A 24,127-nucleotide genomic window follows, 5' to 3' on the forward strand; every position below is an offset into this window, starting at 1 on the left:
TTTCCTCTTATTTCACAAAGGGAATCAAATCACCATAGCCTTGTTTTTCCATTTCATCTAATGGAATAAACTTAATCGATGCGCTATTGATGCAATAACGTAAACCACCTTTATCGCGCGGACCATCATCAAACACATGGCCTAAATGGGCATGACCACTGCGACTTAACACCTCAATACGAGTCATATTAAAGCTATTATCTCTTTGATACTCCGCCACTTCAGCGGCAATCGGTTTGGTAAAACTTGGCCAACCACAACCGGATTCAAACTTATCTTTGGAAGAAAATAACGGTTCTCCCGTGGTGATATCCACATAAATACCTGGCGCGAAATTATCCCAATATTCGTTACTAAAAGAACGTTCGGTGTGTTTGCCCTGCGTCACATCATATTGAAGTGCGGTCAATTTTTGCTTTAATTCTGTATCACTTGGTTTTGGGTATTTTTTATCATCAATTAATGGCTCATCGGCTTTTTTGATGTCGATATGACAATAGCCATTCGGGTTTTTCTTGAGATAATCCTGATGATACTCTTCCGCCTCTACATAATTTTTCAGCGGTTCCACTTCAATTTGAATCGGTTCTTGATATTTACTTTGTAAAGTTTTCAATGCCGCTTCAATAACGGCTTTATCTTGTTCGTTTTGATAATAAATACCCGTGCGATATTGTCTGCCACGATCATTGCCTTGCTTATTGATACTGGTTGGGTCGATAACACGGAAATAATATTGCAATAATTTATCTAACGAAATTTTGTTTGGATCGTAAGTGACTTTCACGGTTTCAGCATGATCTGTCGCGTGCAATAATTGATAGTTCGTGGTATCGCCTTTTCCATTGGCATAGCCAGAAACGGCATCGGTCACGCCTTGAATGCGTTCCATATAAGCTTCTAGTCCCCAAAAACAACCACCAGCAAGATAAATAATTTGATGTTCTTGTTTACTTTCCATTGTCATTTTTTGCTCCTTTGATGAAGTTGGATCATCAGCATACGTTAAACTACTTTGCAAACCGCCAAAAAGTGCGGTTAATATGAGAAATGTTTTTGTATATTTCATTTTCTTTCCTTATTATAGAAAATATCTTCAGATTACATTTCATTAGACGAAGACAAGCCCATTTTCTTACAAAATAAGGCAATTTTTTACCGCACTTTATGCAAGGAACCCTTATGCCAAACATACATATCCGCAATAATTATCAAAAAGCTGTTGTTTGTATGGTGTTAGCTTACATCAGCATTGCCTTAATGGGCGTATTTGTAAAATACGCCTCTGATGAATTACCGTCCAGTGAAATTTTATTTTCCCGTTTTTTTATTGGTTTTGTGTTTCTCCTGCCTTTTTTAATTAAAGATGGCGATTTCAAAGTTGATATGTCGCAATGGAAGTTTCTCGTTTTGCGTAATCTCGCCGGCATTGCCAGTATGTTGTTAACCTTTTACGCGATTAAATATTTACCAATTTCCATTGCGACTTTATTGATGAATACATCCTCACTTTTTGTGCCTTTATTGCTGTTTTTCTTTAAAGTCAGAACACCATTAAAAGTATTAGCTTGTAGTTTTATGGGTTTTATCGGTGTATCCATCATTATGCTGACCAACGGATCAATGAATATCAACCCTATCCATGTAGGTTATGCGTTAGGTGCTGCTGTGCTAGCAGCCATGGCATTTATCAGCTTACAAGAGCTCAATAAACACAACTCACCTAAAAATATCGTGTTTTACTTTCACTTATTAGGCTCGATTTTATTGCCACTCTTTTTCATCACGCAGTGGAAAATGCCAACATTACATGGATTTACTCTGCTACTTTTAGTGGGCGGATTCGGTCTTATTTTCCAATTGTTATTGACTCGCGCCTTTAAATACGCGCCTGCAAATGTCATTACGCCTTTTGCTTTTACTGGCGTCATTTTCTCCAGCATCTGTGACTGGCTCTTCTGGGATAACGTACCTAGTCTGAATTTCTGGATTGGTTCATTAGTCATCATTATCGCTGTCAACTTGCTTGCTAGAATGCGGGCAAAATAGAGAAATCCGACCAAATAGATAAAATATAACTATTCTCAATAACATTGTTTGAGTGTATAATCCAAATGCTTTTTATTATTGAGGACACAATATGAAAAAATTATTCAAAACTACTTTAGCTTCCGCATTGTTAATGGTATCCGCATTCGCTAGCGCCGTGACGGTTAAAGATGCCAAAGGTGAATTTACCCTTGATAAAACCCCAAGCCGTGTTGTGGCATTGGAATATTCTTTTGTGGATGCTTTAGCCCAAGTCGGTGTTAGCCCAGTGGGTGTGGCTGACGATAACAAAGTCGATCGTATTTTGCCGCAAGTGCGCGAAAAAATTGCTGCATGGCAATCCGTTGGCACGCGTTCTCAACCGAGTCTTGAAGTGATTGCTTCCCTCAAACCCGATTTAATTATTGCCGATCCTTCCCGTCACACAGCGGTGTTTGAAGAATTGAAAAAAATCGCGCCAACGGTGATGTTTGATTCTCGTCATGAAAGTTATCAAGAAAATCTTGAAACCGCGCAAAAAATTGGTGATTTAGTGGGTAAAAGCGCCGAAATGAAAGCGAAGATCAATGAACATAATGATTACATTGCCAACATTGCAAAAAATCTAGGTGTACAAGGCAAAAAAGCCTCATTTGGTACTTCCCGAGAAGATAAATTTAATATCCAAAATGACAATGGCTATGTGGGTAGTTTCTTAACGACATTAGGTTTTGCCCCAACTAAACTCAATAGTGATCAAGCTTTCGTGGAAATCAACCTTGAACAATTAGTAATGGAAAAACCGGAATACTTGTTCATCGCCCATTACCGTGATGAAAGTATTGCGCGCAAATGGGAAGCCGAGCCACTTTGGAAAGCCATTCCTGCCGTAAAAGCGAACCATGTTTACAGCGTTGATGCCGACATGTGGGCTCGTGGTCGTGGCTTAGAAGCGAGCAAAATTATGGCAAAACAAATTGAAGGTTTCGTGAAACAAAAATAATGATGAAGTCTACTTTCCGTTGGGGACTCCCCCTTATTATTCTGGCTTTCCTATTATGGGGAAGCCTGTTTTTGTATTATCCCATCGAAATTCGACCGCTTGCAGCTTTACAAGCGCTCCTCCCCGATGGCGATGAAATTGCCAAAATTACGGTAACCGATTTACGCTTACCGCGCGCATTAGTTGGCATGATTTTAGGTGCCAATCTTGCGGTGGCGGGGGCGTTGTTACAAACCATTACGCGCAATCCACTAGCCTCGCCTACGCTACTCAGCGTAAACTCGGGAGCCAGTCTTTCCATGGTAACCGCCAGTGCTTTTAGCCCCTTGATTCTTTCTGGTTATAGCATTGCCTTAGTGGCCAGTATCGGTGGCGGTCTGAGTTGGTTTGTGGTGATGCTGATCAGCAACGGATGGAAAGACAACAGTGGGGATCGTAGCCGGGTGATTTTAGCGGGGATTGCTGTATCACTACTTTGTGCCGCCCTCACGAAATTGGTGCTCATTATCGCGGAAGATCATGCCTTCGGTATTATGAGTTGGCTAGCTGGCGGCATTGCACATGCTCGTTGGAATGAATTATTGACGTTATTTCCGTTCTTTATTTTGACCGCACTTTTCTGCCTGTTTTTTGCCAGTCGTTTGAATTTACTCAATTTAAGCGATGAATCCGCTCGTTCCCTAGGCATCAATCTCTTTCGTTTACGTTGGTACGCTAACATCATGGCGTTATTGATTGTGGGCTCAAGCGTGAGTGTTGCTGGCCCAGTTGCCTTTATTGGCTTACTCGTGCCCCATCTTGCCCGCTATTGGATTGGTTATGACTTGCGAAAATCTCTCCCCATGGCGATGTTACTCGGCGCAATTTTAATGCTCGCTGCAGATACCATTGCCCGCGCGGTTAATTTCCCTAGTGAAGTGCCTGCTGGTGCGGTACTTGCCTTAATCGGTGCCCCAGTCTTTGTATTATTTGCCAGAGGAAGACACTAATGCGAACCTCTCATGTATCTTTTCGCGCTATCGGCTTTTATGTCATCACGCTCAGTATGATGGTACTACTCTTTGGATTGAGTATTCGCCTTGGCACTTATACGCTTTCTTTTGAGGAAATTTGGGCGGCCTTTCAGCCTGATGATAAAAACTATTTTACCTTGATGGAATATCGCCTACCCCGTGCAGTATTAGCGATTTTATTAGGCGGAGCCTTAGCAATTTCTGGTGTGTTAGTGCAAAGCGTGGTGCGCAATCCACTTGCCTCTCCCGACATTTTAGGGATTAACAACGCGGCTGGGTTGGTTGCTGTTTCGGTATTGATGTTCTTGCCAAACTTAGCATTTTACTGGATGCCAATTTTTGCCTTTTTAGGCGGCGTGCTCTCTTTTGTCATTTTATGGATCGTGTGCGGTTTTAACTTCCGCCCTATCAAAATGGCAATCATTGGGGTCGCACTTTCCGCATTATGGGCAGCCATTAGTCATTATCTGATGCTTACCAATCCGGTCGAGATCAACACGGCTATGTTATGGCTCACAGGAAGCCTGTGGGGGCGCAGCTGGTCTTATTTGAATGTGGTATTGCCATGGTTAGTGGTATTGCTGCCCTTACCATTTATTTTCTGTCGCGATCTCGATACCCTTGGTTTAGGTGAAAACAAAGCCTCCACCTTGGGCGTAACCGTAAATAAAGTGCAAATTAGCGTTTTAGTGTTAGCGGTAGCTCTTTCCACTACAGCTGTGGCAATTTGTGGTCCGATTGCCTTTTTAGGCTTGGTTGCTCCGCATCTTGCCCGTCGTTTAGTCGGTGGCAGACATCGTACCCTATTACCGGCAGCCTTGATTATTGGCGCCCTCTTATTACAACTTTCGGATATTTTGGCGCGGGTGATTGACCCACCAACTGAACTTCCCGCAGGTATTCTGACCGCGATTATCGGTGCGCCATATTTCTTCTACTTATTGATGAGAACTAAATAATGAGCATTGAAATCAATAATTTATCTTTAGGTTATCAAGATAAACTCGTGGTTAAAAATCTGTCGCTAAAATTCCCGAGAAATAAAGTGATTGCATTAATCGGCCCAAATGGTTGCGGTAAATCCACCACATTAAAAGCGGTGGCTCGCTTGCTTAAGCCAAAGCAAGGTTCAATCACCCATAAAGGTCAGGATATTTGGCAAAAAAGCCCTAAAGAATATGCCCAAGAATTGGCTTTTCTCCCGCAGCAACACCTGGTACCCGAAGGGATTAAAGTGCGGGAATTGATCGCCTACGGGCGTTCGCCTTACTTAAATCTCTGGGGCAAACTCAGCCAAAAAGATGAAGAATTGGTTAATTGGGCGATGGCGCAAACACAAACTACCGAACTCGCTGAACAGCTGGTTTCCGATTTATCTGGTGGTCAACAACAACGGGTATTTTTAGCCATGACTCTTGCGCAAGATGCCGAATTAGTGCTACTCGATGAGCCTACCACTTATCTTGATTTAAACCGCCAAGCAGAACTCATGGGCATGATGCGACAAATGCAACAAAACGGTAAAACCGTGATTACGGTGTTGCATGATCTCAACCAAGCCTGCCGCTATTGCGATTACTTAATCGTCATGAAAAAAGGTGCCTTAATGGCACAAGGCACACCTGATGAAGTGATGACCGAAGAGTTGCTGAAGGATGTGTTTGATTTGGATGTCATCATTCATCGTGATCCTATCAGTAACACACCGATGTTTATTTTGAAATAACTTTCAATCACTTCTCTAAATATCAAATAGGCGTTTTATTTTACTAAAATGCCTATTTTTCACCTAAAATTCCCACTTTTATACATAACTAATGTTTTTCATAGCTCAATATGAGGTCGGACCACTTTACGAAACTTACACTTTTTTTACATTGTCATAAATATGGAGTCCACAATAAATAATTATAATTAAACATAGTAGAAGTTAATATGAAGTCTCTATCCCATGTCTTTAAGGCAGTGCTATTAGTAGGTATCAGCACCTCAGTAGTACAGCTTGCCTATGCCCAAAATTCCTCTATTGATACCGAACGAGAAAATATCATCATTTTCTCTCGTCAAGGAGAGGCCCAATTAAATCAAGCTATTCCAAAACTTGAGGCCTTATTTAAGGGGACGCACGATGTGAAAGTGCGCGATGATTTAATTACACTCTATCTGAGGACGAATCAATCCGCTAAAGTACTTTCACTTTGCGAAAGCTGCGCACCAGCGCAATTTTCCCAAAATGAACTGGAAAATTTAGGCAAAGCCGCTCGAAATGAAAAACAATACGACCGTGCCGTTGCATTCTATTCCCAATTGCAAAAGCAATTCCCTGATAATCCAAATGGATGGCTTGGTGGCGCATTAGCCTCCACTGAAACCAAAAACTAAAACTACACTGCGGCAAAAAATGCACTGAATGTTTATAAACAACGTTTTGGACAAAATAATGCTTATCTTGATGCAGAAAGTTATTTGCTTGATTTCACCGAACCCGACATGGCTAAACTTGGCCGTTGGCAACGTCAGTTAGAACAAAATCCGAAAAATATCACCTTGATGAGAGAGTTGTATCGTTTAGCATCGAAATACAACCTTCAACCATTACAAGAGAAACTACAAAAAGCCTATCCTGATCAATTCAATCAAAAAGATATGATGTGGTTTGAGCATGGTAAGACGATTACCTCTTCAAAAAATGCGACAACGCCTACACAACAAGAAAAATCATTTGAAGAATTGACCGCACTTTTGGCCAAAATTAATCCTGAGCATCCTCTGTATCAACAAGCATTGCAAGATCGTTTTGTGATGGGTGTTCGCTTGAATAAATTTGATGAAATAAAAGACGACTTCAATACATTACAGGCTCAATCTAATGTGCCTGCATATTTAGAAGAAGCCTTTGGTGATTATTGGGCAGCAAAAGGCTCACCACACAAAGCATTAGCAATTTATCAATCAATTGAACAACAAGTCTTAAACAATAAACTCGCTGTGAGTGATGGTTTACTTCATAAACTCTCTCTCACTGCAAGCGATACGGGCAAATTTGAATTGGCGCAACAATATTTAGAGCGTATGAATTCAAATGTTTATATCAATGACTATACCCGAACATCAAAAATTCTGAATCCAGGCTACGATTCTCGCTATTTTGGTTTGGCACGTTTAGCTTTATGGCGTGGTAACAGCAAATTGGCTCAGCAACTTATTGATGATCGTCTATTTAACAAAACGCCTGGTGATCCATGGGTGATGTTGCAAAAAGCAGAACTTGAGCGAAATCGTGGCAACTATGATGATGCTAAATTATGGGCGGAAAAAGCCGGTTATTTTTTGAGTAAAAATGATCAGCAAGAAGCTCGTAATAACCTGGCTGAAACCGCCTTAAGTCAAAATGATTTACCAACAGTTTCAAAAACGATTGATGCAATGAATGAAGAACAACGTCAGTCAGCGCAATCCCTTATTAAGCATTATGAACAAGCGCGTTCTGGCAAAATTGTAGGGAGTGTCGGCTTACAGCATCGCACCTCACCAATAAGTTATAGCAATGAAAGTAGTCAAGATTATGCGATTTACACACCGAAAACAGCAAATGGTCACGATCCCTACGTTCATTATTTAGAAACTCGCTCCCCTTATGACAAAGAAAGTCTTATTTCGCGTCGAATCGGTGTAGGAACAGAGCTCAATTTCTATCCACTCCAAGTGAAAATGGAAGGCGGGAAAGGCATTAAGCTTAATGATAAAGCCTATTTCTCTACAGAGGCAAATTATACCCTCAACCAACATTGGTCATTTAATTTAGGCGCCAATATTAATGGTAGTGGCACCCCAGTTAAAGCCATCAATAAAGGGGTGTATACCAAAGATATTGGTTTCTCTACCACGTATTCCTATTCCGATATTTTCCAAGCTGGGCTAGGTGGTAGCGTCATGAAATTTGATGACGGCAACTTAAGAAAAGAGGCCAATTTCTGGTTGAATCTCAATACATTCAAACATGACCGTTGGGCGCTAACCAACAATTTCAGAGTCGATTACAGCAAAAATAAAACCATTGATTCTGCTGAATATTACAACCCATCAAAAGCGACAAGCTTGGAATTCGGTGCGGATTTAAGTTACTACCAACCACTTAATTATGGCTTAGCCTTAAATCATCACCTGAAAGCCAGTGTGGGTGCTTATAAACAGGCAGAACTCAGTCGAGAAAAAATGTGGTCGATAAGTTACGGACACCAATGGCGTATTGGTAAAAAATTTGGCGTGTCTTATGAAATCGGGCGTAAAAAGAATATTTACGACGGCAGTGCTGAATTCAACAATTTCGGAAATTTAAACTTTTCTATTTATTATTAAATATTTAAGCGGTATAACCTTATGAGATCTCTAAAACATTTTGCAAAAATCATTATTTGCATGCTTTCCCTTTTTTCGGCTTTTGCCTTTGCGCAAGATCGTTATGGCGTATTAGCTTATCACTCTGTGGTAGATGAAAGTGCGGCTGAAAATCAAAAACAGTATTTTCCTCAAACGATTTCTGCCCAAATGTTAATTAAACATTTTAATTGGCTAAAAGAAAACGGATACAACGTGATCAGTTGGCAGCAAGTTATCGATGCTGAAAATGGTAAAGGCACATTACCTGATAATGCGGTGTTGCTAAGCTTCGATGATGGCTATGAGACTATGTATAACGTGGTCTTCCCTCTATTGAAAGCCTATAACTACCCCGCTGTTTTTGCACCAGTTACGGGCTGGTTAGATACGCCAGCAAATAAAAAGATCGCTTATGCCGATAAAATGCTAGATCGTTCTGTTTTTGCCACTTGGTCGCAAGTCAAAGAAATGGAACAAAGTGGGCTCGTTGAAGTAGCCTCACATACTCATAATCTTCATAACGGTATAAATGCCAACCCATCTGGTGGTCAATTACCCTCAGTGATTGCACCTGAATATAAAAACGGGAAATATGAAACTGAAGATGCCTACAAAAACAGATTGAAATCTGATTTCACTCGTTCTGTTCAAACGTTAGTCAATCATGTCGGTAAGAAACCACGTGTAATGGTGTGGCCTTATGGACAATTTAATGATGTTGCTGTGCAACTTGCACGACAAGCAGGAATGCCACACTATTTCTCATTAGGTGAAAAAATCATCAATAAAGTTGGCGATAAACATATTGGACGCTTATTACTTAATGCAGAAACCGATCTAAATACCGTTAAAAACTATCTTGATGGCATTGATGAAAGCAAACAAATTCAACGAGTACTGCATGTCGATTTAGATTATGTCTATGATGCGGATAAAGCTCAGCAAGCCAAAAACCTTGATAAGTTAATCGACCGCATCTATCGCTATGGTGTGACGACAGTTTATCTTCAAGCCTTCTCTGATCCCGATGGGGATGGTGTAGCGGATGCCTTGTATTTCCCAAATAAATACCTTCCTGTACGAGATGATATTTTTGGCCGAATTGCCTGGCAATTACAAACGCGCGCAGGCGTACAAGTCTACGCTTGGATGCCTGTACTCGCCTTTGATTTACGAAAAGGCGTAAAAGAGGCGGAATATGTCATTGATAGCCGCACGGGCAAGCCTTCAACAAAGGCTTATTTACGCCTTTCACCTTATAACAAACAGAATGTTGAAATCATTAAATCCATTTATAACGATTTATCATTCTATGCCAAATTTAATGGCATTTTATTCCACGATGACGCGTTCCTAACCGATTTTGAGGGCGCAGAAGGTGATCATGCTGAAGGTATGGTTAGCCCACAAGCAAAACAAAAAACGCAAGATTTAATCCAATTAACCCATCAACTTACCGATGCATTGAAACCTTATTTCTTGCGTGGTTCATATTCTCTTAAAACGGCTCGTAATCTTTATGCATCAGTGATCACCAATCCAAATGCAGAAGAATGGTTGGCACAAAACTTAAAAACGCTCACTGACAATTACGACACGACGGCCATTATGGCGATGCCATACATGGAAAATGAGCAGCCTATTTCACAAGAAGAAGCCTATCAATGGTTTGCTTCTCTCATTGAAAATGTGAAAACCCAAGCACCATTAGATAAAGTCTTGTTTGAATTCCAAGCAGTGAATTGGCGAACTCAAAAACCAATTCCTGAATCCGAGTTGATTGATTGGATGACGCTATTACAAAAAAATCATATTTATAGCTATGGCTACTATCCGGATAACTTTTTAACTAATCAACCGGATCTGAACAAAATGAAACCATATTTTTCGGTAAATACTAATGTAGGAAAACCTTAAGGATTGACTATGAACCAACAATTCTTAGAGGCAATTAGTATCTTCGTATTTATGTACCCTGCTGGAATGGCAATATATTGGGTCAGTGCAAGTCTTTGCTATTACCTTTTTATGGAAGGAAAACTTGGGCAACCAACCTTCCAACAAATGCCTAAAGAACGCGTTCCTATGGTTAGCATTATGGTGCCTTGCTATAACGAAGGCGACAACTTAGATGAAGCCATTCCTTACTTGCTTCAACTCAGATACCCAAACTATGAACTCATCTTTATCAATGATGGGAGTAAAGATAACACTGGCGAAATTATTGAACGTTGGGCAAAAGAAGATGAGCGAATTGTAGCTCTTCATCAAGAAAACCAAGGTAAAGCCAGCGCATTAAACCATGGCTTATTAGTCGCTAAAGGTGAATATGTAGCCTGTATTGATGGCGATGCCATATTAGATTTCGATGCGGTCGACTATATGGTGCAATCCCTCGAATTAAACCGCGCTTATGGTGCTGTTACAGGCAACCCACGCGTACGTAACCGCAGTACTATCCTAGGTCGCTTACAAGTGTCTGAATTTAGTTCCATTATCGGTTTAATCAAACGCGCTCAAAGCCTGATGGGAACGATCTTCACGGTATCTGGAGTATGCTGCCTATTTAGAAAAGATGTAATGGAAGAAATTGGTGGTTGGAGCACCAATATGATCACGGAAGACATTGATGTCAGTTGGAAAATTCAAACAGCCGGTTATAACATCATGTATGAGCCCCGTGCTTTATGTTGGGTATTAATGCCTGAACGTCTTTATGGTTTATACAAACAGCGTTTACGCTGGGCGCAAGGTGGCGCAGAAACCATCATCAAATATTTTCCTCAGGTCTGGCGCTGGAAAAACCGCCGTCTATGGCCAATGTATGCCGAATATTTTGTTACCGCTACTTGGGCAATCTTATTGGTTGCACTGGTTGCTCTTGCACTATACCGCAAGATTACTTTGGGTATAGGCATTCAAAACATGGAATTGTTTGAAACAAATATCTCGCTCATGTTTTTTTCCTTCTTCTTACAGTGTCTCTTGAGCTTATACATCGACTCTCGTTATGAAAAAGGATTGATCCAATATGGAATTTCTTGCATTTGGTATCCCTACGTTTATTGGTTACTCAATACGGTAACGTTACTCGTTGGAATCCCAAAAGCGATTTTTAGAAACAAGTCCAAGCTAGCTGTATGGACAAGCCCTGACAGAGGAGTTTAAATAATGGCAACCGCCACTTTACAACAATTGATGGTTATTAATAAAGGTAGCAGCCTTCCCTTGCTGATTAAAGCCAAAAGCTTTGTACTAGATCTAGTTACCTGGGCTTTATGGGCTTATATCATCACTTTTGTCGCGAGATATGCGGAACGCATCTTCACCAAACCGATTCTAGAAAGTTTCTTTTTCGTTGATGTGATAAGCATAATGTTTTCTGTTTCTGCGGTACTGGTTATATTGGCTTATATTTGGTCTATTCTTACCGTAGCAAAAGAATAGCTCGCAAAAAACTTAATATAAAAACCGCACTTTGATTTAAAAACCAAAGTGCGGTTATTTTTAGAGATGTTTAATTAGATACTGTTTATCTAATTAAGCTTTTGGGCCTGCTGCGATAAGTGCTTTACCTTCTGCATTAGTCGCATATTTTTCGAAGTTTTTCACGAAACGACCTGCAAGATCTTCAGCTTTAGCTTGCCATTGAGCTTTATCCGCATAAGTATCACGTGGGTCTAAGATCGCTGGATCTACACCTGGTAATGCTTTTGGAATCGCTAAGTTAAAGATTGGTAACTCGCCCATTTCTGCTTTTTCGATAGAACCATCTAAGATGGCATCGATAATACCACGAGTATCTTTGATTGAGATACGTTTACCTGTACCGTTCCAACCAGTATTAACTAAGTAAGCTTCTGCACCAGCAGCTTGCATACGTTTCACTAACACTTGAGCATATTGTGTTGGGTGAAGAGTTAAGAACGCCGCACCGAAACATGCTGAGAAGGTTGGAGTTGGTTCAGTAATGCCACGCTCTGTACCAGCTAATTTAGCAGTGAAACCAGATAAGAAGTAGTATTTAGTTTGCTCTGGTGTCAATTTAGACACAGGAGGTAATACACCGAATGCGTCCGCAGTTAAGAAAATTACTTTCGTTGCGTGACCAGCACGAGATACTGGTTTAACAATATTATCAATGTGATAAATTGGGTAAGACACACGAGTATTTTCAGTTTTAGAACCATCATCGAAATCAACTGAACCATCAGCACGAACCACTACGTTTTCTAATAACGCATCGCGACGGATTGCACGATAGATATCTGGCTCATTTTCTTCAGAAAGATGGATAGTTTTCGCGTAGCAACCACCTTCGAAGTTGAAGATACCTACATCATCCCAACCGTGCTCATCGTCACCGATTAATTCACGTTTTGGATCGGTGGAAAGGGTGGTTTTACCTGTACCTGATAAACCGAAGAACACTGCTACATCACCGTCTTTACCTACGTTAGCAGAACAGTGCATTGCACCTACACCTTTAAGTGGTAGGAAGTAGTTCATCATTGAGAACATACCTTTCTTCATTTCGCCGCCGTACCAAGTACCACCGATTAATTGGATACGCTCAGTTAAGTTGAATGCAACGAAGTTTTCAGAGTTCAAACCTTGTTCTTTCCAGTTCGGGTTGGTGCATTTAGAACCATTCATTACCACGAAATCAGGTTTAAAGGTTTTTAATTGTTCTTCTGTCGGACGAATGAACATATTTTTCACAAAGTGTGCTTGCCATGCTACTTCAGTCACAATACGTACTGCGATACGGTCTTGTTCACTTGCGCCACAGAAACCATCAACCACGAATAAACGTTTACCAGAAAGTTGTTTAGTCACAAGACCTTTCAAGCTTGACCAAGTTTCTTGAGTCATTGGTTTGTTATCGTTTTTCGCCACATCAGAAGTCCACCACACAGTATCTTTTGTGGTATCATCTAAAACGATGTATTTATCTTTCGGCGAACGACCAGTAAAGATCCCTGTATCAACAGCCACCGCTCCAGTTGTGGTAAGTGTACCTTTTTCAAAGCCTTCTAAGCCAGGTTTGGTTTCTTCTTCAAAAAGTTGTTCATAGCTTGGGTTATAAACCACTTCTTTTACGTCATGAATACCAATGGCTTCAAGTTCTTTAATTACATTTTTAATGTCAGTCATAGTTCACCTCTTGATTAAAGTTTAAAAATTTTTCCTGTGGTTATTGTAGGGGAATTGCCAGAAAAAAAATGTTAACTAGATCAAATTTTTGAACATTCATTGAAAATTCCTACCTATTTTTAGGGTGTTTTGGGGAGCCAAGATGAAGTGCGGTTGATTTTACCTTTACTTTTCTTATATAGTGATAACCATTCTCAAATTAAGACCGGATAACCATGTTCTCATTTCTGCGTTTACCCTTTTTATTTTTCCTGCTGATGTTTACGCAAAGTACGCAAGCAGAACCCGACTTTAAGATTCCTCCTATTCAAGAAAGCATGAAAAAAATGTATCAAATTCAACAAAAAGATTTTACCTTTGAAGACAAACATTACCGTTTGTTTATTGCTGTTCCACCAAAAACATCGCAAAAACTGACCGCACTTTACACGTTGGATGGCAATGCACAATTTCCAATAGCAGTGAATGCGGTCAATCCTAATAAACCTCTCCCCCTTATTGTCGGCATCGGTTATGTATCTGATAAAGCTTACGCTATTGAGGAACGAATGAGAGACTACACGTTTCCAGTAGAAGGTGCTGAATTTGCCAAAGGAGGGAAAGCTGCTGATTTTCTACGTTTTATTCAACAAGATGTAAAGCCTTATATTGAACAACATTTCGATATCAACAAGGAAAAACAATATTTCTTTGGCCATTCTTTTGGGGGGGTGTTTGGATTATACGTGCTCTTCCATCAACCGGATTTATTTCAACATTACACCTTAGCAAGCCCTTCTCTTTGGTGGGGAAATGGCTCATTTTTACCTCAACATGAACCTTGGATTAGCCAAAAACCATCACATATTCTGATTACATTAGGCTCTTATGAAGAACATCCTGAACAGGATCCGAATATCACTGAGGAACAATTACAGCGTATTAATCAACGGAAACAAATGCGAACAATCAATGCGCATCAACTGGCGGGAATATTGGAAAAACAAGGTAATTCTGTGGCGTTTATTTCCATTCCCAATAAAAATCATGGTAGCTCAATTCCTGACGCAATTAAACATTGCTTGGAACAAGTGCAACAATAAAACGTCCATAAAAAAATGCCCGTTATCATGAACGGGGATTTTTCTTATTGGGCTTGTTTGAGTTTATCAATCGCTTCTTTATTGAAGAAGTAATGCGTGCCACAACATTCACACTGCATATCAATGCTGCCTTTATGCTCCTCTAAGATTTCCTCAATTTCAGCTTCTGGAATCAGTAATAATGCTGCCCCTGAACGCTCAGGTGAGCAACCGCAGAAGAAAGAAACAGTTTGCGGTTCAAAAACTTCCACTACTTCTTCATGATATAAACGATAAAGCAATTCTTCTGCGGGCAATCCAAATAACTCATCATCTTTTACGGTTGCAACTAAAGTAGTTAAATGCTCAAAATCTTCTGGTGTACCTTGACCATCTGGCATGATTTGCAACAACATCCCTGCAGCAACTGGTTTGCCTTCATATTCACCTGTGCGAATAATAAGTTGGGTTTGTAATTGTTCTGAACGGACAAAATAGTCTTCTAAACATTCCGTAATCGTTGGTTTATCTAAACCGATAACGCCTTGATAACGTTCACCTTCAGTTGGAGCAATCGTAATCACTAACACACCTTTACCGATCATATCATGAAGGCTCATACCATCTTGAATATCACCTTGTACACGTGCTAATGCACGGATCTGTTGTTGGTCATTACCATTTACTAAAGCTAATTTTAATGGGCCATCACCTTGAATTTGAACAGTAATATTACCGTTAAATTTTAATGTTGCGGTCAACAAATTAGTCGCTACCATCATCTCACCCAATAAGTTTTGTACTGCTTTTGGATAATGATGGGTATTCAAGGTATCAGTAAAAGTTTGGTTTAATCGCACCCATTCACCACGCACTGCACGGTTTTGAAAAAGGTAACGGTAAAGTTTGTCATTATCTTGAGTATAATTCATTATTTGTTCCTATTTATTCTTTGAGTAAAAAGTGCGGTCAATTTTGTGAATAAATCTAAAACGTTCAAAAAAGATGTCGTTTTGTTACCGCACTTCGTGCCTGTGCAGTATTATGGGGGTGAAAATCAAAATTACAAGCCAAAAAGAAAAGCGGATAGCTTTCACTATCCGCTCGTTTTATAAGATTAAACTGATAAATTACCAGTATGCACGTAAACCGATAACAGTTTTGAAGTCACGGCTACGATCAAGCTGTTTACCTGAGTCTTTATCGAAGGTATTCTCGTATTTAGTACGAGTAGCTTGCCATTCTAAGAATGGTTTCACTTTTAATGAACCTTGATTATACACATAGTATTCAGTACCCACTAAGAATTGGCGATCTGTTGATTTTGAATATGCAGAACCTACAGGTAAAGTTTTCTCAGTTTTGTAAGAATACATTGCATATACATTCCAGTCTTCATTTAAACCTTGGCGAATTACTGCGGTCACTTCATTATTTTTTACTTTGTTACCTGCACCATCTTTATTTTTAGTATCTTTGTGAGCAAAGTCTAAACCATAAGTAGTGTGAACAAAGTTATATGCTAAGCCTAAAGCGTAAGCATTGCTGTAATATGCTGTTTTGTTAGCATTTTCAGAGATTTCACGAGTGAAACCTGCTGCGACAGTTACATTTTGGATACTATCAATTTCATGATCAAAGATAAGACCTGTACCCCAAGTGTTTTTACGGTTATTTTTTAAATCTACGTTTTTGATGTTACGTTTGCTTGAACCGCCGTAGTACGCACCAAATTTCACTTTATTTGAACCATAGTCACCATTATAAACATATTGTGTTACACGACGAGCTGAAGTCTCTAATAAACCATCAGTCAAGCTATAAGTATTTGCTAAATCACTTTGTGTTACTTCATCAGTAATAGTTGTCATATTACCGTAAGTTAACTCACCGAATTGTTTGTGGCCAAAACCAGCATAAAGTTGGCGAGTATAAACATGGTCAAAATCATGTTGTGAAGGCGCATCACCACGCATACGCCATTCCGCACGGCCTAAAGCGTAGAAATCCCCACCTAAGCTTTGTTTTAATTTAATACCAAAACGTGAACCATTGTTATCTACTGCGTGGTTGATGTGTTCTTTAGTTACATCACCATTTACATAGTTAGTTTTGTTAGAAGTGCTTTCCCATTTAACACGTAAAGAACCGTAAAAATCAACATCAGTACCAGTTTGGTCAATGTGGAAATTATAAGCTTGTGCAGAACCTGCTGCTAATGCAGCCACAGATAAAGCAAGAAGTGTTTTTTTCATAACGCTTTCCCTATTATTTAATGAAGTTTATTAAAAAATTGAACTTTTTGCAGTTTATACACTACAACCTAAATGGTCAACCTTAAATTTTGCTAACTATCAGAAAATAGGCAATATTTTGACGAAAATCAATCCAGATAAATACATATTTGATTATTTTATCGCCTATTTAATTAATAAATTTAGCGTAGAAAACACTTGGCTTGAAGTAATATTTTCCATTGTATTCGCCGTTAAATAATGCTGATTTTGACCATAACAGCCAATTAAGGTCGGATCAGTTGCACCATAAAGCGTTATATTCGGTTTATCCAGTGCGGCTGTCAAATGGGCAAGCCCTGTATCTACCGATACCACGGCTTTCGCATTGGCAATTTGTCCAGCCAATTCATTCAATGAAAGCTTAGGCAAAACGACTACATGAGATAAACCTGCGGCTAATCGCTCTGCTCTTGCCTTTTCTTTTTCATTTCCCCAAGGTAAATGGACTTGAACAGAAAGTGCGGTCAGTTTTTCGATTAAATTTCGCCATTCTCGTTCTGGCCAATGCTTCTCATCTCTTGTCGTAGAATGAAAAAAGATCACATAAGGTTCGATAGAATCTTCGGAAATGAAATGTCGAGCAATGTCATAATCCCCTTTTTCTTTCGGTAATGGATAAGATAAGGCTTGCGCAAAAAGTTGACGAATACGTTCTACCGCATGTTGTTGATAGGAAATAGTGTATTTTTTATCGTAGAAAAATGAGGCAATCGGCTCACGGATACTTTTGCGATCATAGCCATGTTTAATGCCATTAGCTAAGCGTGTTGCAAAAAAGGCACTTTTAAAAAGACCTTGTGCATCAATCACGGCATCATATTGATTGGCTTGCAATAAAGTGCGGTAAGATTTCCACTCGTTTTTGGTCTGAATCGAAAAAGGCGATTTTCGCCAACGTCTTAAGGCAATTGGAATGATTTGCTTCACTGCAGAATGCCAATGTGGAATTTCGGCAAAATTCTCTTCTACCACCCAATCAATGGAGAGATTAGGAATAGCACGCTGCGCATCAGTCAATGCCGGCAAAGTATGGATTACATCGCCCATAGAAGACGTTTTGATCACGCATACTTTCATTTAATTAACCTTCTTCCCCAGTGCATAATACCGAGACCTGACACCGCTAAAATACCCCCAATAATTAAGGATGAATCCACTTGTTCATTCAACCAAACCGCTGAGAATAAAATTCCTAAAATCGGCACAAGAATAATATAAGCTGAGGCATTACCTGCCCCTAAGTATTTCACCCCATCAAAATACCAGGCATAGGCTAATACTGTGGCACCAAATGCGAGTCCAAGCAAACTGATCCATTCGCCTTGAGATAAATTCAGTACCGTAAGCCAATCGTCTGCACTTTCCACGCATAACGCGCTCATAAATAACAATAAAAAACCAAAAATAGAAGATAAGGTGGTTGCGGTGAGCGAATCAATTCCCGCGAGTACTTTTCTCGCCAATAAGGTGTAAACGACCCAACAAATTAGCGCCCCAATTAATAATATTTGCCCAAAGCCAAATGAATCCATCATCTGTAAAAAATTCCCTTTTGTGAGAGCCAATAGCGATCCACTCATGGCAATAATCATTCCGAGTATTACCCATCGATTCCATTTTTCTTTAAATAAAAAAATTGCCAAAAGCGTCGTGAAAACAGGGTTTGTTGCTACAATCACGGCTGCTTGCCCCGCAGGAAGATATTTCAGTCCCCAGATAAAAAACGTGGAATAGGCAAAAACACCGAAAAAGGCAGTCACAAACAACCCTATCCATTGATTCGCTCTTAGTTGTTTCGCATATTTGAAGCGATTTGCCGCATATAACCAAATCATGAGCGGAATAATCGCAAAGAAAAATCGCAAACTGGAGGCAACAAATGTCGGCATAGCTTGGGCAACCACCCGCCCCCAAGGCCAAGATGCCCCCCATAAAATAGCCATTCCGATTAATTGTAAGTGTATGCGGAGAGGGTTCATTTTGCTAATAATGCCTCTAATTTTTCTAATGCCATTTCTGGTGTAATATCAATCAAACTTTGATGATACCCTTCTGAGCTATCTGTACTTTTACGCACCTTAATTAAATCGCCTTCAATTAAACGAATAATCACGGCTTTATCTGATAATGGTGGCGTATAAATTGGACTCGTTGGGCCATAAAGCGCAACCAATGAGCGATCTGTGGCTGCCGCAATATGCATTAAGCCGCTGTCATTGCTCACCACTGCTGTGCAGTTAGCAATTAAATCTACCACTTGATTAAGATTCGTTTGTCCCGCTAAATTTAAACAAAACGGTTGCAGTTCTGCTGGCAACGCATTGCGGATTTGCTCTCCTGCTTCCACATCTTTTGGTGAACCAAATAATTCTACCGCATAGCCTTTTTCAATCAGCATTTCGGCCAATTTAGCATAATGATAATGTGGCCAACGTTTAGCGGGACCAAACTCAGCTCCGGGACAGAACCCGATAATCGGACGTTCACCTAAAAGTGCGGTCTGTTTTTCAAAGTTTTTTAAGGTTTCCGCTTGTTGAGTTGGGTCAACGGTTAAATAAGGTTTTAGAACAGGAATATCTGCCGCTTTCAGTACCGTATTTTGCTCAAAGGCCAACGCGACATAACGTTGCACCATCATTGGGTAATCACGTTTGTTATTGCGTAAATCGTTAAGTAAGAAATAACGACTTTCCCCTTTCCAACCACGACGCACCGCAATTTTTGCAAAGGCGGGAATAAAGGCTGACTTCAACGAGTTTGGTAATACGATTGCCATATCATATTGATTGCGTAATGCCTTACCTAAACGATAACGTTCACACAAGGCAAACTTACCATGACCAAGCGGCATTTCAATGGCATGACGCACTTCAGGCATACGGGCTAAAAGCGGTTTACACCAATTCGGTGCCATCACATCAATTTGGCAATGGGGATATTGCAGTTTGAGTTGTTGATACAAACTGTGCGACATCATCATATCGCCGACCCAAGACGGGCCGATAATTAAAATATTCATGCTTGACCTTATAACAAAAGTGCGGCTAAAAATAAGACTAATTTTAACCGCACTTTATTCATTTTCTAGTATTGAACGACATTATTTGTTCAATATTTTTATTTATTTAACCACGCCATGTACTCAGCCACACCTTCCGCTACGGTTTTAAATGGTTTGTCGTAGCCAGTTGCACGAAGTTTCTCAAGGTTAGCTTGCGTATATTCTTGATAGCGAGATTTCAAATGCTCTGGGAATGGAATAGTTTCCACTGCACCTTTACCATGGAATTTAATCACTGCTTTTGCCACTTCCGCAAAAGATTCTGCATTGCCAGTACCACAATTGAAGATACCCGAAATGCCATTTTGCCAGCACCAAATATTAACTTGTGCCACATCACCTACATAAACGAAATCACGGCGGAAGTGTTCACTACCTGCAAATAATTTTGGATTTTCGCCTTTCAGGATTTGGTTATTTAAGTGGAATGCCACGCTTGCCATTGAACCTTTGTGGCCTTCACGCGGACCATACACGTTAAAATAACGGAAACCACATACTGGTGATTTTGCTTCAGGTAAAATCGCTCGCACATATTGGTCGAATAAGAATTTAGAATAACCGTACACATTCAATGGGCCTTCAAATTCACGCTCTTCACGGAATTCAGTTTTGTCGCCATAAGTCGCCGCACTTGATGCATACAAGAACGGAATTTGACGATCTAAGCAGTAATGCAATAACTCTTTTGAATATTCGTAGTTATTATGCATGATGTATTTACCGTCCCATTCAGTGGTCGCCGAGCAAGCCCCTTCATGGAATACCGCATCGATATCGCCTAAATCATCACCTGCAATAATTGACGCAATGAAGTCTTCTTTATCACAGTAATCTGCGATATCAAGATCCACTAAGTTAATGAATTTAGTCCCGTCTTTTAAGTTATCCACCACTAAAATATCTTTGCGTCCCATATCGTTTAATGCTTTAACGATATTACTGCCGATAAAGCCGGCGCCACCTGTTACGATAATCATAATTCTGTCCTCTTTAAAATAAGTCTGTGTATTGTAATAGATTTTGTGCCGCTTAGCCAAAAAACTCTGTGAAAAACAACCGCACTTTTAAGCCCCAGTAACTTGTCCAACCCGTTGTGGCTAAATCCATTTTTCCTTTGTTTAAAATAATAATCGTCGGTGTCACATTCACCTGCCATTGATCCGCAATCTTGCCTTGAGGATCATTCACCGTTGTAAACTGATAGTGATGGGTTTGTAAATAATCCTCCACGTCCTTATTTGTCCCCGAACGTAGTGCGACAGAGACTACGGGATAGCCTTCTTCTGAAAGTGAATTAATCGCTGGAGAAGTATAACGACAATAACCACACCAACTTCCCCAGAAATAAATGATCGTCGGCTTAGCTTGATCTAATTGGGGTAAAAAGAAGGCATTTCCCTGTAAATCATAAAGTGCCGTTGCATTGATTTCAGGCGGAATATTAGGTTTACGAATAAAATCAAGAATACTGCTCACGATAATCAACGTCAGCAAGAGCGAAATCGCATTTTTTAATAAGGTTTTAAGTTTCACAACAAATTCCATGATCTAGGATAAAAGGATTGTAATCGATCAGAAAAGTGCGGTCAAAATTACAGATATTTTGCTATGATAACCCCATCATTTAATAAGGAGAAAAATATGGATAGTAAACAATTAGCACAATATATTGATCACACGGCCCTTACTGCTGAAAAAACAGAACAGGATATTCTTAAGCTCTGTGATGAAGCCATTCAATACGGCTTTTATTCAGTCTGCATTAATTCAGGCTATATTCCTTTAGCCAAAGAAAAACTCACTGGCTCAAACGTCAAAATTTGTACCGTAGTCGGTTTTCCACTTGGCGCTAACTTATCCTCTGTCAAAGCGTTTGAAACCCAAGAAGCAATCAAAACGGGTGCGGGTGAAATCGATATGGTGATTAATGTCGGCTTGATAAAATCAAATCAATGGGATGCCGTAAAAGACGACATTCAAGCTGTATTAACCGCTTGTCATGGTGTGCCGCTTAAAGTAATTTTAGAAACGTGCTTACTCACTAAAGAAGAAATCGTAAAAGCCTGTGAAATCTGTAAAGCGTTGGGTGTGGCATTCGTTAAAACCTCAACGGGTTTCAATAAAGGTGGGGCAACCGTAGAAGATGTGGCTTTAATGAAAAAAACGGTGGGTAACATCGGTGTGAAAGCCTCTGGCGGTATTCGTAACACTCAAACCGCACTAGGGATGATTGAAGCGGGAGCTACTCGAATTGGTGCAAGCGCAGGCATTGCGATTGTAACGGGTGTTTCTGATAATACCTCAAGCAATTACTAATCAATAATAAAAAAGGAGATTGAAGTGTGTGCCTCAATCTCCTTTTTTCATATCAAAGGATCAAATTAAGCTTTAATTTGTCCTTTCAAGAAATCTAACAACTGCTCTTTTGCAATCATTTGTTTTTCACCAGTGCGGCGATTTTTGTATTCAATTTCACCGTTTGCGAGATTTTTCTCACCAATCACCACCATATGTGGCACACCGATAAGTTCCATATCAGCAAACATCACACCTGGGCGTTCTTTACGGTCATCAAAGATCACTTCTACACCTTGTGCTTGTAGAGTGCGGTACAATTCTTCGGCATATTCTTGAACACTTTCAGATTTATGCATATTCATTGGAACAACGGCTACAGTGAATGGTGCAATTTCATCTGTCGGCCATACAATACCGCGATCATCAAAATGTTGTTCAATCGCCGCAGCCACCACTCGTGTCACACCAATACCGTAACATCCCATAGTTACGACCATTGGACGACCATCTTCACCTTGAACAGTTGCGTTCATCGCTTCTGAGTATTTTTTACCTAATTGGAAAATGTGGCCTACTTCGATACCACGTTTAATCAATAAGGTACCTTTACCATCTGGGCTTGGATCACCTTCAACCACGTTACGAATATCCGCCACTTTTGGTAAATCTACATCACGTTCCCAATTGATATTGAAGTAATGTTTACCATCAATGTTTGCACCTGCACTGAAATCAGACACTAATGCCACTGAACGGTCAATAATCACTGGGATATTGAGATTAACAGGGCCTAATGAACCAACACCTGCACCAATTTTTGCTTTAATAACAGCTTCATCCGCAAACTCAAATGGTGAAGCCACTTCAGGTAATTTTTCCGCTTTGATTTCATTTAATTCATGGTCACCACGAATTACTAATGCTACTAACGGTTGCTCTTCACTTGCCCCTTTTACGATTAAGGTTTTGACCGTTTTCTCAATTGGCAAATTGAATTGTTCCACCAACTCTGCAATCGTTTTTGCATTTGGTGTATCAACTAATTCCATCACTTTCGTTGGCGCGGCACGTTCACCGATCGCTACCGCTTCCGCTAATTCAATGTTTGCAGCGTAATCAGATTCCGTAGAGAAAATCACATCATCTTCACCGCTGTTTGCTAACACTTGGAATTCATGTGAGGCACTACCACCAATAGAACCGGTATCCGCTTGTACTGCACGGAAATCTAAACCTAAGCGATTGAAAATATTGCTATAAGTTTGGTACATCACATCATACGTTTGTTGCAAACTAGCATGATCCGCATGGAAAGAATACGCATCTTTCATGATAAATTCACGCGAACGCATGACACCGAAACGAGGACGCACTTCATCACGGAATTTAGTTTGAATTTGGTATAAGTTAATCGGAAGTTGTTTGTATGATGACACTTCGCGACGAACTAAATCCGTAATCACTTCTTCGTGTGTTGGACCTAATACAAAGTTACGGTTTCCGCGATCCTCAAAACGAAGTAATTCTGGACCATATTGTTCCCAACGACCTGACTCTTCCCATAATTCTGCTGGTTGCACGACTGGCATTTTGATTTCAAGTGCGCCGCTTTTATCCATTTCTTCACGGATGATTTTTTCTACTTTACGAAGCACACGCCAGCCTGTTGGCATCCAGTTATAAAGACCTGAAGCAAGAGGACGAATCATCCCTGCTCGAAGCATTAATTGATGGCTCACAATAGCTGCTTCAGCTGGGGTTTCTTTTAATGTTGAGAATAAATATTGACTTGTACGCATTGAATTAACCTTAGATTCTAAGCATTG

Annotated in this window: 20 protein-coding genes and 1 pseudogene; 11 read left to right on the top strand and 10 right to left on the bottom strand. The window is 40.1% G+C overall.

Annotated features, from left to right (window positions below; translation table 11 throughout):
- Positions 1–7: 7 nt before the first annotated feature.
- A complete protein-coding gene (gene msrAB, locus O3746_RS08105; protein ID WP_295674074.1) occupies positions 8–1,069 on the bottom strand; it encodes a bifunctional peptide-methionine (S)-S-oxide reductase MsrA/peptide-methionine (R)-S-oxide reductase MsrB in 1,062 nt (353 codons plus the stop codon).
- 113 nt (positions 1,070–1,182) lie between these two features.
- Here msrAB and O3746_RS08110 point away from each other — a divergent pair, with 113 nt between their 5' ends.
- The 9 genes and pseudogenes from O3746_RS08110 (at position 1,183) to O3746_RS08150 (ending at position 11,871) form a co-directional block, all read left to right on the top strand.
- Positions 1,183–2,049, top strand: coding sequence for a DMT family transporter (locus tag O3746_RS08110; protein ID WP_054420204.1), 867 nt, complete (start codon positions 1,183–1,185; stop codon positions 2,047–2,049).
- 91 nt (positions 2,050–2,140) lie between these two features.
- Positions 2,141–3,031, top strand: coding sequence for a Fe(3+) dicitrate ABC transporter substrate-binding protein (locus tag O3746_RS08115; protein WP_054420205.1), 891 nt, complete (start codon positions 2,141–2,143; stop codon positions 3,029–3,031).
- The gene (gene fecC, locus O3746_RS08120; RefSeq protein WP_049369871.1) at positions 3,031–4,020 is read left to right on the top strand and encodes an iron-dicitrate ABC transporter permease FecC; all 990 of its coding nucleotides are present in this window, start codon (positions 3,031–3,033) and stop codon (positions 4,018–4,020) included. The genes O3746_RS08115 and fecC overlap by 1 nt, the downstream gene beginning before the upstream one ends.
- Entirely contained in the window at positions 4,020–5,003 is a 984-nt protein-coding gene (gene fecD, locus O3746_RS08125; protein ID WP_070592657.1) for a Fe(3+) dicitrate ABC transporter permease subunit FecD, read from the top strand. Before fecC ends, fecD begins: the two co-directional genes overlap by 1 nt.
- Positions 5,003–5,770: a Fe(3+) dicitrate ABC transporter ATP-binding protein FecE gene (gene fecE / locus O3746_RS08130; protein ID WP_049371815.1), complete on the top strand. Its 768-nt coding sequence runs from the start codon at positions 5,003–5,005 to the stop codon at positions 5,768–5,770. Before fecD ends, fecE begins: the two co-directional genes overlap by 1 nt.
- 209 nt (positions 5,771–5,979) lie before the next feature.
- Positions 5,980–8,403, top strand: a pseudogene (gene pgaA / locus O3746_RS08135) (poly-beta-1,6 N-acetyl-D-glucosamine export porin PgaA).
- Between the two features lie 21 nt (positions 8,404–8,424).
- Positions 8,425–10,341, top strand: coding sequence for a poly-beta-1,6-N-acetyl-D-glucosamine N-deacetylase PgaB (pgaB, locus tag O3746_RS08140; protein ID WP_371448552.1), 1,917 nt, complete (start codon positions 8,425–8,427; stop codon positions 10,339–10,341).
- A gap of 9 nt (positions 10,342–10,350) precedes the next feature.
- Positions 10,351–11,592 (top strand): poly-beta-1,6-N-acetyl-D-glucosamine synthase, encoded by a 1,242-nt coding sequence (gene pgaC, locus O3746_RS08145; RefSeq protein WP_371448554.1) that lies wholly within the window; start codon positions 10,351–10,353, stop codon positions 11,590–11,592.
- 3 nt (positions 11,593–11,595) lie between these two features.
- Entirely contained in the window at positions 11,596–11,871 is a 276-nt protein-coding gene (locus tag O3746_RS08150) for an HmsD (RefSeq protein ID WP_065421612.1), read from the top strand.
- A 93-nt stretch (positions 11,872–11,964) separates the two neighbouring features.
- Here the strand turns inward: O3746_RS08150 and pckA are convergent, their stop codons facing one another.
- Positions 11,965–13,581, bottom strand: a complete 1,617-nt coding sequence (pckA, locus tag O3746_RS08155; protein ID WP_111315170.1) for a phosphoenolpyruvate carboxykinase (ATP) — start codon at positions 13,579–13,581, stop codon at positions 11,965–11,967.
- Positions 13,582–13,838: 257 nt separating this feature from the next.
- Between pckA and O3746_RS08160 the strand changes: the two genes are divergently transcribed.
- Positions 13,839–14,663, top strand: coding sequence for an alpha/beta hydrolase (locus tag O3746_RS08160; protein WP_371448642.1), 825 nt, complete (start codon positions 13,839–13,841; stop codon positions 14,661–14,663).
- Between the two features lie 44 nt (positions 14,664–14,707).
- Here the strand turns inward: O3746_RS08160 and hslO are convergent, their stop codons facing one another.
- The 7 genes from hslO to O3746_RS08195 all read right to left on the bottom strand — a co-directional run bounded on the left by hslO (position 14,708) and on the right by O3746_RS08195 (position 21,536).
- On the bottom strand, positions 14,708–15,574 hold the full coding sequence (gene hslO, locus O3746_RS08165; RefSeq protein WP_049368103.1) for an Hsp33 family molecular chaperone HslO: 867 nt from the start codon (positions 15,572–15,574) through the stop codon (positions 14,708–14,710).
- Positions 15,575–15,772: 198 nt separating this feature from the next.
- A complete protein-coding gene (locus O3746_RS08170) occupies positions 15,773–16,897 on the bottom strand; it encodes a porin (protein WP_049368102.1) in 1,125 nt (374 codons plus the stop codon).
- A 165-nt stretch (positions 16,898–17,062) separates the two neighbouring features.
- Positions 17,063–18,016 carry a lipopolysaccharide heptosyltransferase RfaC gene (rfaC, locus tag O3746_RS08175; protein WP_049368101.1) on the bottom strand — a complete coding sequence of 318 codons (954 nt, stop codon included), beginning with the start codon at positions 18,014–18,016 and terminating at the stop codon, positions 17,063–17,065.
- Entirely contained in the window at positions 18,013–18,918 is a 906-nt protein-coding gene (locus O3746_RS08180; protein ID WP_049364722.1) for a DMT family transporter, read from the bottom strand. The genes rfaC and O3746_RS08180 overlap by 4 nt, the downstream gene beginning before the upstream one ends.
- Positions 18,915–19,958 (bottom strand): lipopolysaccharide heptosyltransferase II, encoded by a 1,044-nt coding sequence (gene waaF / locus O3746_RS08185; RefSeq protein WP_049368100.1) that lies wholly within the window; start codon positions 19,956–19,958, stop codon positions 18,915–18,917. Before waaF ends, O3746_RS08180 begins: the two co-directional genes overlap by 4 nt.
- Positions 19,959–20,056: 98 nt before the next feature.
- Positions 20,057–20,980, bottom strand: a complete 924-nt coding sequence (gene rfaD, locus O3746_RS08190) for an ADP-glyceromanno-heptose 6-epimerase (RefSeq protein WP_049384627.1) — start codon at positions 20,978–20,980, stop codon at positions 20,057–20,059.
- A 52-nt stretch (positions 20,981–21,032) separates the two neighbouring features.
- Positions 21,033–21,536, bottom strand: a complete 504-nt coding sequence (locus O3746_RS08195; RefSeq protein ID WP_049384628.1) for a protein disulfide oxidoreductase — start codon at positions 21,534–21,536, stop codon at positions 21,033–21,035.
- A 108-nt stretch (positions 21,537–21,644) separates the two neighbouring features.
- Here O3746_RS08195 and deoC point away from each other — a divergent pair, with 108 nt between their 5' ends.
- Positions 21,645–22,319, top strand: a complete 675-nt coding sequence (gene deoC, locus O3746_RS08200; protein ID WP_371448560.1) for a deoxyribose-phosphate aldolase — start codon at positions 21,645–21,647, stop codon at positions 22,317–22,319.
- 65 nt (positions 22,320–22,384) lie between these two features.
- On the opposite strand, the gene proS is transcribed toward deoC, so the two are convergent.
- Positions 22,385–24,100, bottom strand: a complete 1,716-nt coding sequence (gene proS / locus O3746_RS08205) for a proline--tRNA ligase (protein ID WP_371448562.1) — start codon at positions 24,098–24,100, stop codon at positions 22,385–22,387.
- Positions 24,101–24,127 lie beyond the last annotated feature (27 nt).

It is taken from the genome of Haemophilus sp. 27098_8_127 (assembly GCF_041433495.1).
GTDB lineage: Bacteria > Pseudomonadota > Gammaproteobacteria > Enterobacterales > Pasteurellaceae > Haemophilus_D.

Bases quoted from the DNA above. Each gene is read 5' to 3' on its own strand.
- fecD (WP_070592657.1), top strand. From the start codon at position 4,020: ATGCGAACCTCTCATGTATCTTTTCGCGCTATCGGCTTTTATGTCATC.
- hslO (WP_049368103.1), bottom strand. From the start codon at position 15,574: ATGAATTATACTCAAGATAATGACAAACTTTACCGTTACCTTTTTCAA.
- O3746_RS08110 (WP_054420204.1), top strand. From the start codon at position 1,183: ATGCCAAACATACATATCCGCAATAATTATCAAAAAGCTGTTGTTTGT.
- rfaC (WP_049368101.1), bottom strand. From the start codon at position 18,016: ATGAAAGTATGCGTGATCAAAACGTCTTCTATGGGCGATGTAATCCAT.
- fecC (WP_049369871.1), top strand. From the start codon at position 3,031: ATGATGAAGTCTACTTTCCGTTGGGGACTCCCCCTTATTATTCTGGCT.
- pckA (WP_111315170.1), bottom strand. From the start codon at position 13,581: ATGACTGACATTAAAAATGTAATTAAAGAACTTGAAGCCATTGGTATT.
- pgaB (WP_371448552.1), top strand. From the start codon at position 8,425: ATGAGATCTCTAAAACATTTTGCAAAAATCATTATTTGCATGCTTTCC.
- msrAB (WP_295674074.1), bottom strand. From the start codon at position 1,069: ATGAAATATACAAAAACATTTCTCATATTAACCGCACTTTTTGGCGGT.
- O3746_RS08160 (WP_371448642.1), top strand. From the start codon at position 13,839: ATGTTTACGCAAAGTACGCAAGCAGAACCCGACTTTAAGATTCCTCCT.
- pgaC (WP_371448554.1), top strand. From the start codon at position 10,351: ATGAACCAACAATTCTTAGAGGCAATTAGTATCTTCGTATTTATGTAC.
- rfaD (WP_049384627.1), bottom strand. From the start codon at position 20,980: ATGATTATCGTAACAGGTGGCGCCGGCTTTATCGGCAGTAATATCGTT.
- deoC (WP_371448560.1), top strand. From the start codon at position 21,645: ATGGATAGTAAACAATTAGCACAATATATTGATCACACGGCCCTTACT.
- O3746_RS08170 (WP_049368102.1), bottom strand. From the start codon at position 16,897: ATGAAAAAAACACTTCTTGCTTTATCTGTGGCTGCATTAGCAGCAGGT.
- O3746_RS08180 (WP_049364722.1), bottom strand. From the start codon at position 18,918: ATGAACCCTCTCCGCATACACTTACAATTAATCGGAATGGCTATTTTA.
- O3746_RS08150 (WP_065421612.1), top strand. From the start codon at position 11,596: ATGGCAACCGCCACTTTACAACAATTGATGGTTATTAATAAAGGTAGC.
- waaF (WP_049368100.1), bottom strand. From the start codon at position 19,958: ATGAATATTTTAATTATCGGCCCGTCTTGGGTCGGCGATATGATGATG.
- fecE (WP_049371815.1), top strand. From the start codon at position 5,003: ATGAGCATTGAAATCAATAATTTATCTTTAGGTTATCAAGATAAACTC.
- O3746_RS08115 (WP_054420205.1), top strand. From the start codon at position 2,141: ATGAAAAAATTATTCAAAACTACTTTAGCTTCCGCATTGTTAATGGTA.
- proS (WP_371448562.1), bottom strand. From the start codon at position 24,100: ATGCGTACAAGTCAATATTTATTCTCAACATTAAAAGAAACCCCAGCT.